Source organism: Microbacterium aureliae, from assembly GCF_054780155.1.
Genome location: NZ_BAAGWW010000001.1, coordinates 1,112,957 through 1,126,452 on the forward strand (window position 1 = coordinate 1,112,957; position 13,496 = coordinate 1,126,452).

Annotated in this window: 12 protein-coding genes; 5 read left to right on the forward strand and 7 right to left on the reverse strand. The window is 69.5% G+C overall.

What is annotated here, in order from left to right:
* Nucleotides 1–7: 7 nt before the first annotated feature.
* From ACYVF4_RS05420 to ACYVF4_RS05430, 3 genes are all read right to left on the reverse strand, one after another.
* Nucleotides 8–961 carry a sugar ABC transporter permease gene (locus ACYVF4_RS05420; RefSeq protein ID WP_311284935.1) on the reverse strand — a complete coding sequence of 318 codons (954 nt, stop codon included), beginning with the start codon at nucleotides 959–961 and terminating at the stop codon, nucleotides 8–10.
* Nucleotides 961–2,553, reverse strand: a complete 1,593-nt coding sequence (locus tag ACYVF4_RS05425) for an ABC transporter permease subunit (RefSeq protein ID WP_460720484.1) — start codon at nucleotides 2,551–2,553, stop codon at nucleotides 961–963. The genes ACYVF4_RS05420 and ACYVF4_RS05425 overlap by 1 nt, the downstream gene beginning before the upstream one ends.
* Before the next feature lie 88 nt (nucleotides 2,554–2,641).
* Nucleotides 2,642–3,901: a sugar ABC transporter substrate-binding protein gene (locus ACYVF4_RS05430; RefSeq protein ID WP_460720486.1), complete on the reverse strand. Its 1,260-nt coding sequence runs from the start codon at nucleotides 3,899–3,901 to the stop codon at nucleotides 2,642–2,644.
* Nucleotides 3,902–4,145: 244 nt separating this feature from the next.
* Here ACYVF4_RS05430 and ACYVF4_RS05435 point away from each other — a divergent pair, with 244 nt between their 5' ends.
* Nucleotides 4,146–4,634, forward strand: a complete 489-nt coding sequence (locus ACYVF4_RS05435) for a YajQ family cyclic di-GMP-binding protein (protein WP_460720488.1) — start codon at nucleotides 4,146–4,148, stop codon at nucleotides 4,632–4,634.
* Here the strand turns inward: ACYVF4_RS05435 and ACYVF4_RS05440 are convergent.
* Nucleotides 4,621–5,808: an aminotransferase class I/II-fold pyridoxal phosphate-dependent enzyme gene (locus ACYVF4_RS05440; protein ID WP_460720490.1), complete on the reverse strand. Its 1,188-nt coding sequence runs from the start codon at nucleotides 5,806–5,808 to the stop codon at nucleotides 4,621–4,623. The two genes, ACYVF4_RS05435 and ACYVF4_RS05440, sit on opposite strands and share 14 nt — an antisense overlap.
* A 132-nt stretch (nucleotides 5,809–5,940) precedes the next feature.
* Between ACYVF4_RS05440 and ACYVF4_RS05445 the strand changes: the two genes are divergently transcribed.
* The 4 genes from ACYVF4_RS05445 (at nucleotide 5,941) to ACYVF4_RS05460 (ending at nucleotide 10,212) form a co-directional block, all read left to right on the forward strand.
* Nucleotides 5,941–7,341: an HNH endonuclease signature motif containing protein gene (locus ACYVF4_RS05445; RefSeq protein ID WP_460720492.1), complete on the forward strand. Its 1,401-nt coding sequence runs from the start codon at nucleotides 5,941–5,943 to the stop codon at nucleotides 7,339–7,341.
* 113 nt (nucleotides 7,342–7,454) lie between these two features.
* The gene (locus ACYVF4_RS05450) at nucleotides 7,455–7,703 is read left to right on the forward strand and encodes a hypothetical protein (RefSeq protein ID WP_460720494.1); all 249 of its coding nucleotides are present in this window, start codon (nucleotides 7,455–7,457) and stop codon (nucleotides 7,701–7,703) included.
* Nucleotides 7,704–7,776: 73 nt separating this feature from the next.
* Nucleotides 7,777–8,478, forward strand: coding sequence for a hypothetical protein (locus ACYVF4_RS05455; protein WP_460720496.1), 702 nt, complete (start codon nucleotides 7,777–7,779; stop codon nucleotides 8,476–8,478).
* A gap of 60 nt (nucleotides 8,479–8,538) precedes the next feature.
* Nucleotides 8,539–10,212, forward strand: coding sequence for a DUF7800 domain-containing protein (locus ACYVF4_RS05460; protein ID WP_460720498.1), 1,674 nt, complete (start codon nucleotides 8,539–8,541; stop codon nucleotides 10,210–10,212).
* 18 nt (nucleotides 10,213–10,230) lie between these two features.
* On the opposite strand, the gene ACYVF4_RS05465 is transcribed toward ACYVF4_RS05460, so the two are convergent.
* From ACYVF4_RS05465 to ACYVF4_RS05475, 3 genes are read right to left on the reverse strand one after another with little or no spacing between them, the layout of a single operon-like run.
* Nucleotides 10,231–11,604, reverse strand: coding sequence for an FAD-dependent oxidoreductase (locus ACYVF4_RS05465; protein WP_460720500.1), 1,374 nt, complete (start codon nucleotides 11,602–11,604; stop codon nucleotides 10,231–10,233).
* 38 nt (nucleotides 11,605–11,642) lie between these two features.
* Entirely contained in the window at nucleotides 11,643–12,698 is a 1,056-nt protein-coding gene (locus ACYVF4_RS05470; protein ID WP_460720502.1) for a polyprenyl synthetase family protein, read from the reverse strand.
* Nucleotides 12,699–12,749: 51 nt separating this feature from the next.
* The gene (locus ACYVF4_RS05475; protein WP_460720504.1) at nucleotides 12,750–13,481 is read right to left on the reverse strand and encodes a demethylmenaquinone methyltransferase; all 732 of its coding nucleotides are present in this window, start codon (nucleotides 13,479–13,481) and stop codon (nucleotides 12,750–12,752) included.
* Between the last annotated feature and the right edge of the window lie 15 nt (nucleotides 13,482–13,496).

Genomic DNA, 13,496 nt, shown 5'->3' on the forward strand with positions numbered 1-13,496 from the left:
CCGGTTGTTACTTGACCGAGCCGCTGACGAGCCCACCGGCGATGTAGCGCTGCGACATGAGGAAGAACACCATCACCGGCAGGGCGGCCAGGACGGCGCCGGCGCAGAAGATGCCCCAGTTCTGCGACTGGAATCCCGACACGAGCTGGAACAGCCCGATGGCGACGGTCTGCTGGCTGGGATTGGTGAGCACGACGCTCGCGATCGCGAACTCGCCGATCGTGCCGATGAAGCTCAGCAGGCCCACGACCACCAGGATCGGCGTGACCAGCGGCAGCATGATCGTGAAGAACACGCGCGCGTGACCGGCGCCGTCGATCTTCGCCGCCTCGTCGATGGCCGACGGGACGGTGTTGAAGAAGCCGTACATGAGGAACGTGTTCACGCCCAGCGCGCCGCCGAGGTAGATCATGATCAGGCCCGCGTGCGTGCCCAGGCCGATGGCCGGGAAGACGTCGCCGATCTGGATCATGAGCAGGAAGATGGCGGTGATGGCCAGCAGCTGCGGGAACATCTGCATCACCAGCAGCGTCACCAGGCCGAAGCGACGGCCCTTGAACCGCATGCGCGAGAACGCGTACGCACCGAGCGCGCACAGCAGCACCGTGAGGACGCTGGTGATGACGGCGATGAACAGCGAGTTCACGTACCAGCGGCCGTAGGGGACGCTCGGATCGGTGAACAGGCGGATGTAATTCTGCGGGTCGAAGCGCTGGAACAGCACGTTGGATCCGGTCAGGGTGCCGATGGGGTTCACCGACACCGACAGGATGTACAGCAGCGGGAACAGCGCGTAGACGATCGCCGCCCACGCCACCAGGTGACGCCACCCGGTGTCGACGAACCAGCTCTTGGCGCTCCGCCTGTTCTGCGGCGGCTCGACGCGGTCGTCGGTGACGACGGCCGCTCCCTTGACCACGGCGTCCGAGAACCCGGCGCCCGGTGCGATCTTCTCGCTCATCAGTTCAGGTCCTCCAGTGCCTTGGTCTGCCGGAAGCTGACGATCGCCACCACCGTCACGATGATGAAGATCAGGATCGACAGAGCCGATGCCAGGCCCAGGTCGCGCCCGCCGCCGCCGCCGAACGCCACCTTGTAGACCATCGTGATCATGATGTCGGTGGCGCCGATGTCCAGCGTCGTGTCGGTGAAGCGCGGGTTGCCTCGCGTCAGCATGTAGATCACGCCGAAGTTGTTGAAGTTGTACGCGAAGGTCGCGATCAGCAGCGGCGCCACGGCGACGAACAGCAGCGGCAGCTTCACGGCGGTGAACGTCTTCCACGCGCCGGCGCCGTCCATCTTGGCCGCCTCGACGATGTCGTCCGGCAGCGACTGCAGGGCGCCGGTGCACACCAGGAACATGTACCCGTAGCCGAGCCACATGTTGACGAGGATCACCGAGAGCCTCGCCAGCCATGGATCGGAGAGCCAGGGTATCTGGGCGCCGCCGAAGATGACCTGGTTGATGAAGCCGAACTCCTGGTTGAGCATGCCCGCCCACACCAGGCCCGTCAGGTACGCGGGGAAGGCGTAGGGCAGGATCACGAGGATCCGGTAGATCTTCTTGCCGCGCAGCGTCGGGTGGTTCAGGACGATCGCCAGGAACAGCCCGAGCGCGAAGCAGACGAGGGTGGACCCGGCTGCGAAGACGAACGTCCAGATGGTCACGCGCAGCAGCGGGTCGCGGATCTGGTCGTTGGTGAAGGCGAACGCGAAGTTGTCCCAGCCGATCACCACGCGCCAGCCCGGAGTCAGCTTGGACCCGTCCTCGGCGCGGAAGTCGCCTCTGCCGTCGTCGGCGTAGACGACGCCTGTGTCGCGGTTGGTGAAGGTGTCGGCGGCCTCGTCGTACTCGAGGTTCGAGGTGAAGATGTAGGCGCTCTGCCCGTCGGGCGTTCGCAGCGCGCCGTCGTTGATGTCGTCCGAGACAGGCACGCTCAGCGCGAGGATGGCGTCCTGGTTGCTGACGATCTGGCTGAGGTTGAGCTCGTTCCAGCCGGCCGGCACGCCCGAGACCTCGTCCAGCGGCTGGTCGTTCGTGCCGAACAGGGTCTGGCCGTCGGGGTCTGTGACCAGCAGCCCGTACTGCCCGAGCTGCTCGAGGACCTGGACGCGGTAGGTCGGGGAGTCCGGTACGCGCACCTGGGAGGTGCGCACGATCTGCTCGATCGCGGCATCCTTCGTGGTGTTGTGCTGGTCACCGGCGTTCGTGAAGGCGATGTAGCCGGTGTAGATGATCACGAAGATCTGGAACACGGCGAGGAACGCCAGTCCCGGTGTGAGGTATTTGCCCGGCAGCAGGCCCGGGCGCAGGTAGATGTAGTTGACCCCGATGATGACGAGCAGGAAGACTGCCGCGGCGATCCAGTTCTCGTCGGCGATGAGCACCCAGATGCCGAAGACGGCCAGGGCGTCGATGATGCCGAGCAGGATCACCTTCACCAGCAGGGCGACGAGCCCGCCGGAGGTGAGTTTGCGATTCGGCCGGAAGAGGTTGCCACCGTGGGGGGCGGGTGCGGTTCGGCGAGAAGCCGCGGTCTTGACGTCAGCCATCGGTGGGACGCTCCTTCGCATTCCGTGGGATCAGGATAGTGAGGCGGGCGAGGTCTGGAACAGACCCCGCCCGCCTCGCTTTCGCGTGTCAGCCGCCGATCTTGGACTGGATGTTCTCGGCAGCGGTCGTCCAGACCTGGGCCGGGTCGCCGTCGCCCTTGATGAGCTGCAGCTCGGCGTTGCCCCAGTCGGACCACACGGCACCCATCTCGGGGATGGCGGGCATGGGGTCACCGGTGGCACCGATGGCGCCGAAGGCCTCGACGTCGGGGTCCTCTGCCGCAGCGGTCTCGTAGGCCGCGGTCAGTGCCGGCGGGCGCCCGCCGACCTCGTAGAGGGCCAGCTGGGCATCTTCGGTGCTCAGGTAGTTGACGATGAAGTTCGTCGCGGCCAGAGCGTTGGTCGACTCGCTCGAGAGGAAGAAGCCGTTGACGCCCACGAACGGACGAGCCTCTTCGCCACCGGCGCTGGGGAGCGGGTCGATGGCGTAGTTGATGCCGCCTTCGCTGATCGCGGGGATGTTCCACGGACCGGTGAGGTAGTACGGCGAGTCGCCGGCGATGAAGAACTCGCGAGCCTTGTCGCCGTCGATGTTGGCGTTGAGGATGCCGTCGGCGCCCCACTGCTTGAGGGCGGTGGCGAACTCGATGCCGGCCTCGTCGCCCAGCACCAGCTGGGTGGCGTCGTACGAGCCGTCCTCGGCCTGTGCGAACACCTGCGAGCCGAACGAGGTCTGCAGCGGGTACAGGTGGTACGGGTCACCCTGCTCGGGCGAGAGGCCCACGAGGAAGGGGTACTTGGTGCCGGCTTCGCGGCCCGCCGCGATGACCTCGTCGAACGTCTCGACGGGCTCCGAGACCAGGTCGGCGTTGCGGACGAGCGCGACGTTCTCGATCGAGTACGGCACGCCGTAGACCTGGCCGTCGTAGGTCATGGCCTGGATGGCGGACTCGGCGAACTGGTCGGCGATGTCACCGATCTCGAGCGGCGCGACCACGCCGGCCGCGACGTACGCGCCGAGCTTGTCGTGGGGGCTGACGATGATGTCGGGGCCCTCGCCGGTCGGGACCTGGCTGATGAAGTCCTGGTCGACCGTCGCGAAGTCCTTGGTGACCAGCTCGACGTCGATGCCGGTGTCCTCGGTGAAGGACGCCGCGACCTCTTCGAGAGCGGGCTTGCGCTCGATGTCGACCCAGACGGTGATGGGCGTGGTGTCCCCGCCGCCGTTGTCGCCGCCGTCGGTGCTGCCGCCGCCGTTGTCGCCGCCACCGGCGCAACCGGTAAGAGCGAGCGCGGAAACCGCGGCGATCGCGGCGAAGCCGACGATGCTCCTCTTGTTCACCTTCATTGGTGTGTGCCTCTCTTGAGTACCTGGTTGCGGACTCTCGGCCCCGCGGCTCGTAGAAGTCCGTCCTTCTGACCTGCAGCAGATTCTGCAAGCGCTTACATTTCTACGTCACCGAGCCCGATCTCGCAAACACTCTCTGGTGTTCGATATCAGGCCGTGACTTTTGACGGATGCTGAAACCGCTTGCAGCCCGGCTCTTTCCGGCGACGGGTGCGACGGCATCCACCTCGCTAGACTTCCCGCCATGGCTGATTCGTCGTTCGACATCGTGAGCAAGGTTGACCACCAGGAGGCCGACAACGCGCTGAACCAGGCGCGAAAAGAGGTCGAGCAGCGCTACGACTTCAAGGGGACCGGGGCCTCGATCGAGTGGTCCGGCGAGGCCGTGCTGATCAAGGCCAACTCCGAGGAGCGGGCCAAGGCGGTGCTGGACGTCTTCCAGTCCAAGCTCATCAAGCGCGGCATCTCGCTGAAGAGCCTCGAGTCGGGCGAGCCGACGGCCAGCGGCAAGGAGTTCCGCATCGTCTCGACGATCAAGGACGGCATCTCGTCCGAGAACGCCAAGAGGATCTCGAAGATCATCCGCGACGAGGGACCGAAGTCGGTGAAGTCCCAGATCCAGGGCGACGAGCTGCGCGTGCAGTCGAAGTCGCGGGACGACCTGCAGGAGGTGCAGCGCCTGCTCAAGGCCGCCGACCTCGACGTCGACCTGCAGTTCGTCAACTACCGCTGACGCGGGCTCGCGTCGCCGCCTCCACCAGCGACGGCAACGCGCGTCCGATCGTGTCCATCGTCGCCGTCAGCGAGATGCGGAAGTGCTCCGGCCGGTCGAACAGCGTGCCGGGCATGACGTAGACGCCCCGCGCGGCGAGGTCGTCGCAGAAGCCGGCCGCGTCGCCGCCCGGCGCGCGGCCCCACAGGTAGAAGGTGCCCTCGGGGCGCGTGACGTCGACTCCGGCGGCGGTGAGGGCGTCCACCAGCCGGTCGCGCTTGCGGGTGAGTTCGCCGATGTCGATCGAGACGGATTCCAGCTGCGGCACGGAGTACTGCATGACGGCATCCGGGAATCCCCACCCGATCGCCAGGCCCGTCGGCATGAGCGCCTCGCAGAGCTCCTCCCGATCGCGGCGGGGCAGCAGCGGTGACAGGGCCAGGTAGCCCAGTCGCTGGCCCGGGGCGAGCAGCACCTTGCCGTAGCTGTAGTCGATGACCGTCCACGGGTACGTCGTCGCGGGGCTGTCGAATCCGATGTCGTCGAACCGGATGCGGCGATACGGCTCGTCCGAGAGGATCCAGATCCGCCTGCCGTGGCGCCGCGAAGCGTCCTCGAGAACCCCTGCGAGCTGCTCCCACGTCGAGGCCGGGTAGATCCTGCCGGTGGGGTTGGCGGGTGAGTTGACGACGACGATCCGGGTGCGGGGCGTGATCGCGCGGGCGATCGCGTCGACGTCCAGGTCGAACGTGCGCGGCTCGAGCTCGGCGCGGACCGGCAGCAGGTTCATGGCATGCAGCATCGGCTCGTAGCAGAACCATCCGGGCACCGGGATGACGACCTCGTCGCCGGCGTCGGCGAGCAGCGCGAACGCGAGCGCGATCGCGCCGAAGGCGCCCTGCGTCATCGCGATGTCCTCGGGCTCGAAGGGCGCGCCGAGCTCGGCGACGAGGCCTGCGGCGACGGCCTCCTGCGCGGGCCGCTCGCTGGTCTTGTAGGCGAACCAGTCCACCGACCGCGGCTCGCTGTTCGCGCGCAGCGCCGCGGGCAGGCCGGGCAGCGCCATCTCGTGCGGATTGCCGAAGGTGAAGTCCAGGGCGTCCGGATCATCCGAGATCGCCTGGATACGGCCGAAGAAGGTCGTGACGACATCGACCGCGGACTTCGCGCGGGCGGCACGGCTCGAGATCACCATCGCATCCACCTTCGTTCCCCCGCGCCCCACCCGCGTGACGCGCTCAGCCTCCCAGCGCGCTCCTGCCGCGTCAAGAGGTCCGCCGGCACCGGCATTCGAATGGATGTCCGAGGATCATGGCAGGCTGTGTGCATGACGAAGACCGCTGCGAATCCGGCCGACGTGGCCGCGGAGCGGTTGCGTCCGGTCGTCGACCGGCTGGTGGACGTGCGGGCCCGGATCGCGTCGCTGCAGGCGGCCGAGGCGCAGCTGTTCGCGCAGGCCGGGGTGATCGCCGCGGACTGGGCCGCCGCGGCGGACACCCGGTCGGATGCCGAGCTCGCCCACCGGTCGGTCGCGGCCGACATCGCAGCGGCGCTGCGTGTGTCGGACCGGACGGTGCAGCGTCAGATCGGGGATGCCGAGCGCATGGTGACCCGCTTCCCCGAGACGGCGCGCCTGCTGCGGGCGGGCCGGATCTCGCTGGCCCATGCCCGCATCATCGTCGAGGCCGGGGCGCGGATCGCAGAGCCCGAGCTGCGGGCGGAGTACGAGGCCAGCGTGCTGCCCTACGCACAGGCGGAGTCCGCATCGCGGCTGCGTCCGGTCGCACGGCGTCGCGCACAGTGGTTCCTGAACGAGACCGTGAGGGAACGCCATGCGGCCGCCGCCCTCACCCGGACCGTGCAGGTCCACGACCTCGACGACGGCATGTCCGTGCTGCAGGTCACCACCGCGTCGGTCGTCGTCCACGGCATCCACGACCGCGCCACCCGAATGGCCCGCGACGTCGCCGCGGCCGATGCCGAGGCGCTCCGGGCGGCGAGGACCGCCGCGACCGACGCCGAACGCGTCGCGAAACAGGCGGGAACGGATGCCGCGCACAGGGAGGCGGTCCGACTGCGGGAGCACGCCGACCAGCTCGCCGCGTCGCGGCGGAGCATGGACCAGATCCGCGCCGACCTCATCGCCGACATGCTGCTGGCCACCGACCCCACCGCGCACATCGGCACCACCCCCACCGGGCTCGCCGCGATCCGTGCGACCGTGCAGGTCACCGTGCCCGCCCTCGCCCTCATCGACTCCCCGCTCGACGACCCGTTCGACGCCATCACCCTCGCCGGGTACGGACCCATCAGCCCCGACACCGCCCGGCAGCTCGCCGCCGGCGCGCCCGGATGGGACCGCATCCTCACCCACCCGATCTCGGGCGCCGTCCTCGCCGTCGACCGGCACGACCCCACCGCACAGATGCGCCGCCACCTCGCCGTCCGCGACCAGCACTGCCGGTTCCCCGGATGCCGGCTGGCCACCGCACGCAGCGACATCGACCACACCGTGGACTGGGCCCATGGCGGCCCCACCGAGATCGGCAACCTCGCCCACCTCTGCCGGAGGCATCACACCCTCAAGCACCACACCCCGTGGACCGTGAAGCAGAAGCCGGGCGGGATCCTGGAGTGGACCAGCCCCACCGGCAGCCGGTACCCCTCGCACCCCACCAGCGCCGTCCACTTCGCCACCGACGCCGAGTTCGACCCCGCCCCCTTCTGACACGCGACGATCCTGGGTGATCGCTAGGTCTCCTAGCGAACCTGCCGTACCGTGGAGGCACCCCACCCGAGAGGCGCCCCATGGAAGTGGTAAGAGCGCGAGTGGATGGACAGATGTTCATCCTCGATCCGGCGCAGGACGTCGGCGAACTGAAGCGCCTCATCCTCGAGGCCGTCCAGCAGGGCGCGGGTTTCGTGCACTTCGACACCGTCGGCAGGTCGAACATCGCCGTGCTCATCACGCCCTATGTCGGCGTGAGGTTCGAGGTGCTGGAGCGGTCCGAGGAGCAGGTCCGCGAGTGGCAGCTCAACCCGCCCAGCATCGAGCCCGGCGACAGCGTCTACGACGACCTCATGTACTGACGGTTCGCCCGCCCTTCCGCCTTCGGCGCGCCGCGTCTGGCGCGCGCCCGCGCCGACGGCCAGAATGAGCGCCATGGCACCCGAAGCCACCAGCGCCGCTGCGCCCGGCGACGCAGCCCTGGGCCGTCGCGCCCAGATCCTCGCCACCGAGCACTGGGGACTGCTCGCCGCGCGCGGCACCGCTCAGAGCGAGGTGCTCACACGCATCACGATCTACCTCACGCTCGTCTCGGCGGGCCTCGTGACGATCAGCATCCTCGGCCAGGCGTCCGGCTTCGGCGAGTGGTTCGCCCCCGCGGCGCTCGGCATCCTGGCCTTCCTCGTCGTCGTCGGCTTCATGACGCAGACGCGCGTGAGCAACGTCGCCGAGGAGGACATGATGTACGTCGTCGCGATGAACCGGCTGCGCGGCGCCTACGCCGACCTCGACCCTGCCGTCGAGGACATCTTCCTCGCCTCTGTGGCCGACGATCAGACGGGCCTCGAGCGGACCTACTCCTTTCTCAGGCGCCGGTCCTTCAGCCACCTCTTCGGCAGCTCCGCCATCCTCATCATGTTCGTCAACGCCGCCGTGCTCGGGCTCTTCGGCGGCTCGCTGACGTACGCCCTGAGCGCGGCGATGCCCGCGGCGATCGCCGTCGGGGTGACGCTCGCCGTCCTCACCACGGGGGCCTCGGTCACCTATGGCTACTGGACCTTCCGGACCGCGTGGCGAAATTACCGGCCGCGGCGACGTAGCCCGGAGCGTCCGCGCTTCTGGCGCGTTCGTCACTGATCCCCGGCGCGGCACGTCACCTCGTGGCGGGTTGCGCCGGGGAGCGCTAGACATGGACGCATGTCGTCTCGGCTGGTCCTCGGACCCATGCTCCGCTACACCGACGAGGTGTGCGCCACCGTGTGGGTCGAGACGGACGCGGATGCCGTGGTCAGCGTGCACGCCGACGGCCGGCGGTGGCAGGCCCGCAGCTTTCTCGTCCACGGGCACCACTACGCCCTCGTCGACGTCGACGGACTCGAGGCGGGGGCCGTGCTGCCCTACGAGGTCCACGTCGACGGCACGAAGGTGTGGCCCGAGGATGCGGCCCTGCCGGCGCCCGTGATCGCCACGCCGGCGCGCGATCGCCGCCTGCGCATGGCGTGGGGCTCGTGCCGCACCAGCGTCGACCACGACGCCCCGGGCAACCGGCTGCACGGCGTCGACGCGATGCGCACGTTCGCCCTCGCGATGGCCGAGGACCCCGCACTGCGTCCCGATCTGATCCTGCTGCTGGGCGATCAGGTGTACGCCGATCTCACCACCGAGCCCATGCAGGACTTCATCCGCTCGCGCCGCAGCCTCGACGAGCCCCCGGGCAAGGAGCTGAAGGACTACGAGGAGTACGCGCACCTGTACAAGCTGGCGTGGTCGGACGACATCAACCGCTGGCTGCTGTCGACGGTGCCGAGCACCATGATCTTCGACGACCACGACATCCGCGACGACTGGAACGCCTCGCTGGACTGGAAGAGGCAGATGGAATCCACGTCATGGTGGCACGGCCGGATCGTGGCGGGCCTCGCCTCGTACTGGGTGTACCAGCACGTCGGCAACCTCTCTCCCGCCGAGCGCGCCGCCGACGAGATCTGGCAGCGCATCGCCGCCGGCCACGGCGAGGGCGAGCCCGGCGCAGCCGCCGAGCCCGACGTCAGCGAGGCGCTCGACGCGCTCGCCGACCGCGTCGACCGGGAGCCGACGACCTACCGCTTCAGCTACCGCCGGGACTTCGGCGACATCCGCCTGGCGGTGGTCGACTCCAGAGCCGCGCGCGATCTGGACCCGCAGGCGCGCGCGCTCGTCGATGCCACCGAATGGGCCTGGCTGGACGAGCAGCTGCAGGGCGGCGTGCGCCACCTGCTCGTGGCGACGTCGCTGCCCTATCTGCTGCCGATCGGGCTGCACCACGTGGAGTCGTGGGATGAGGCGATCTCGCAGGGCGCGTGGGGACGCACGGCCGCGCGCATCGGCGAGCGGCTGCGTCAGATGGTCGACCTCGAGCACTGGGCGGCGTGGCAGAACAGCTTCCACGCGCTCGCCCGGCTGCTCACCGACATCGCCGACGGCGCCCGCGGCACGCCCCCCGACACGTTGACGATCCTGTCCGGCGACGTCCACTTCTCGTACATCGCCGAGGTGGACCGCGATCACGGATCACGCATCATCCAGGCGGTCTGCTCCCCCGTCCGCAACCCGCTCCCCCGCATCATGCGGTGGTTCTCGGTGGTGATGTCCTACGGCCTGGCCCGTCCCATCGGAGCCGTCGTCGCGCGCTCCGCGAAGGTTCCCGACCCGCCGTTCGACTGGTCGACGACGAAGGGTCCCTGGTTCGACAACAACCTGTCGGTCCTGCAGGACACCGCCGGCGGCCTTCAGCTCACGTGGCACCGGGGCGTCATCGAGGACGGCGACGAACGGCATCCGCGCATGGAAGAGGTCTCGCGCGTGGTCATCGCACCGCGCGGGAGCAGCTGAGCGCTCGCCCGCCGCGGCTCACTCGCCGCGCGAGATGGCCACCATCTCGTCGCGCGGGACGACCTTGATGCGGGCGCGCTCGTGCGGGGCGCCCAGAGCGACCTCGTGCTGGTCGAGCCGGTGCCAGCCCTCGAGGTCGGTCCATCGCACGCCGCGCTCTGCCAGCAGCGCCGGGATCGCGGCCTCGGACGGGTCCACCGGGTGCCACCAAGAGCCCTGGTCGTTGATGAGGTGGCGGATCGTCTCCATGGCGTCGGACTTGGTGTGGCCGATGAGGCCGACCGGACCCCGCTTGATCCAGCCGGTGGCGTAGACGCCGGGGACGCGCTCGTTGGAGTCCTTGCGGAGCACCTGACCCTCGTGGTTGGGGATGACGCCGTGACGCTTGTCGAACGGGATGCCGGGCAGCGGCGAGCCGAAGTAGCCCACGGCGCGGTAGATCGCCTGCACCTCGAGCTCGCGGATCTCGCCCGTGCCGACCACGCCGCCCTCGCCGTCGGGCCGCGTGCGCTCCCAGCGGAACCCCGAGACCCGGCCGTCGTCGTCGGTGAGGACGGCGAGGGGCTTGGCGTAGAAGTGCAGGTGCAGCCGCCGCGAGGCCGTGCCGCCGGCGTTGTTGACCGACTCCCGCTTGCGCCAGGACTGCAGCACGCGGTCGATCACCATCACCTGCTTGTTCGAGGCGATCGCCGCCTTCGACCCCTCGTCGTAGTCGAAGTCCTCGTCGTAGACGACCATGTCGACATCACGCAGCTCGCCGAGCTCGCGCAGCTCCAGCGGCGTGAACTTCACCTGCGCGGGACCCCGGCGCCCGAAGACGTGCACATCGGTCACCGGCGAGGCCTTGAGGCCCTGGTAGACGTTGTCGGGGACCTCGGTCGGCAGCAGGTCGTCGGCGTGCTTGGCGAGCATGCGCGAGATGTCCAGCGCCACGTTGCCGTTGCCGATGACCGCGACCGACGCCGCCTCCAGCGGCCACTCGCGAGGCACGTCGGGGTGCCCGTCGAACCAGCTCACGAAGTCCGCCGCCCCGTAGGACCCCTCGGCGTCGATGCCCGGGATCGACAGACCGGTGTCGCGGATCGCACCGGTGGCGAAGATGACGGCGTTGTAGTGCCGCTTGAGGTCCTCGAGGGTGATGTCCTCGCCGAAGCGGACGTTGCCGAAGATGCGGATGTCACCGCGGTCGAGGACTTCGCGCAGCGCGGTGATGATGCCCTTGATGCGCGGGTGGTCGGGGGCGACGCCGTAGCGCACCAGGCCGTAGGGTGCGGGGAGCTGCTCGAACAGGTCGATCGACACGTCGAACTTCCGCTCGGCCTTCAGCAGGATGTCCGCGGCGTAGATGCCCGCAGGTCCCGCGCCGACGATCGCCAGCCGCAGCTTGGTCATACAAGTCCTTTCACGGATGCCGGTGCCCCGGGCGCCGGTCAGCTCGAGCGGTCGGCGACAGCCTGCGCGAAGCGGGTCAGCGCCTCGCGGACGGCGCCCTGCGGCAGCGGCTCCAGCGCCTCGACCGCTTCGCGCGACCAGGTGTGCGCGAGGGCCAGGGTCTCCTCGGTCGCCTCGTGCTCCCGCAGTTCGGCGAGCGGCCCGTCGAGGACGGCGGGGTCGGCGCCCTCGGCGATCTGGGCCACACCGGCGTCGATCCGCTCGCGCAGCGCGCGGGAGGCCGCATCCGTCCGCTCACCGAGCACGAGATACGGCATGGTCGGCACGCCCGCGCGCAGGTCGGTGCCGGGCACCTTGCCGGTCTCGCCCGGATCGGCCGAGAGGTCGATGACGTCGTCGAGCAGCTGGAAGGCGACACCGGCCTTCTCGCCGAAGACGACCATCGGCTGCTCGAACTCCTCGGGAGCGTTGGAGAAGATGACGCCGGCCTGCGCGGCGGCGGCGATGAGGGAGCCCGTCTTGTCCGACAGGACGTCGAGCGAGAACGCCACGCGATCCTGGCCCTCCTGCGGGCCGACGGTCTCGTGGAACTGGCCGAGCACCAGCCGCTCGAAGGTGTCGGCCTGCAGCCGGATGGCGCGGTCGCCGTGCCGTGCCATGATCTGGCTGGCGCGCGAGAAGAGCAGGTCGCCGGTGAGGATCGCGACGCTGTTGCCCCACACCTCGTGGGCGCTGGGCACCCCGCGGCGCTTGTCGGCGTCGTCCATGACGTCATCGTGGTACAGCGAGCCGAGGTGGGTGAGCTCGAGCGCGGCGGCGGCCTCGATGACCTCGTCGGTGGCGCCGTCACCGAGCTGCGCCGTCAGCAGGGCCAGCATCGGACGCACGCGCTTGCCGCCGGCGTCGAAGAGGTAGCGGCTGGCGGAGTCGGCGATCGCGTCCGTCATCCGGAGCTCCTGCGCCATGCGCGCCTCGACGCGCTCCATACCCGCCTCGACCGCCGACAGCAGCCGCCGCGAGCGGGGACCGGCGAACACGCGCTCGCTGAGGCCGAGCTTGCCCGCGATACGCGGGCCCGACGCGGAGGGGGTCACCGTCACAGCCTACCGGCGCGGACGCCCCGCGGTCCCCGCCGTGACCCGGCGTCAGGCCGTGGGCGGCTTCATCGCGCGGTGGAGCGCGACGATCCCCATCGACAGGTTGCGGTGGGCCACGCCGATCCACCCCGCTTCGCGGATCCATGCCGCGAGCCTCTCCTGGTCCGGCCAGTCCTTGATGGACTCGTTGAGGTAGTCGTACGCGGCGGCGTTGGAGCTGACCGCCTTGGCCACCACGGGCAGGATGCGGTCGTTGTAGAAGCGGTACAGCCCGTTGAAGGCCGGCGACGGCGGGTGCGAGAACTCGCAGATCACCAGCCGCCCGCCGGGCTTGGTCACCCGCAGCAGCTCGCGCAGGGCGGCGCGCGGGTCGTTGACGTTGCGCAGGCCGAACGACATCGTCGCGGCGTCGAAGGAGTCGTCCTCGAACGGCAGCGCCGTGGCGTCCGCCTCGACGAACGACAGATTCGGGATGCCGCCATGCCGGCGCCGCCCCTCGGCGATCATGCCCGGCGAGAAATCGGCGGCGACGACGTCCGCGCCGCTGCGCGCCAGCGACACGCTCGATGCCCCGGTGCCCGCCGCGAGATCGAGGATGCGCTGCCCGGGGCGCGGATCGACCGCCCGCGTGGTCGCCACGCGCCACAGCTTGTCGTTGCCCATGCTCAGCACGGTGTTCGTGCGGTCGTAGCCGGACGCGACCTCGTCGAACATGCCGCTGACGCTCGCGGGGTCCTTGTGCAGGTCGGCGCGTTGGGGCTGGTCGTCGCGGGGGTCCACGCCACGAGTGTATGC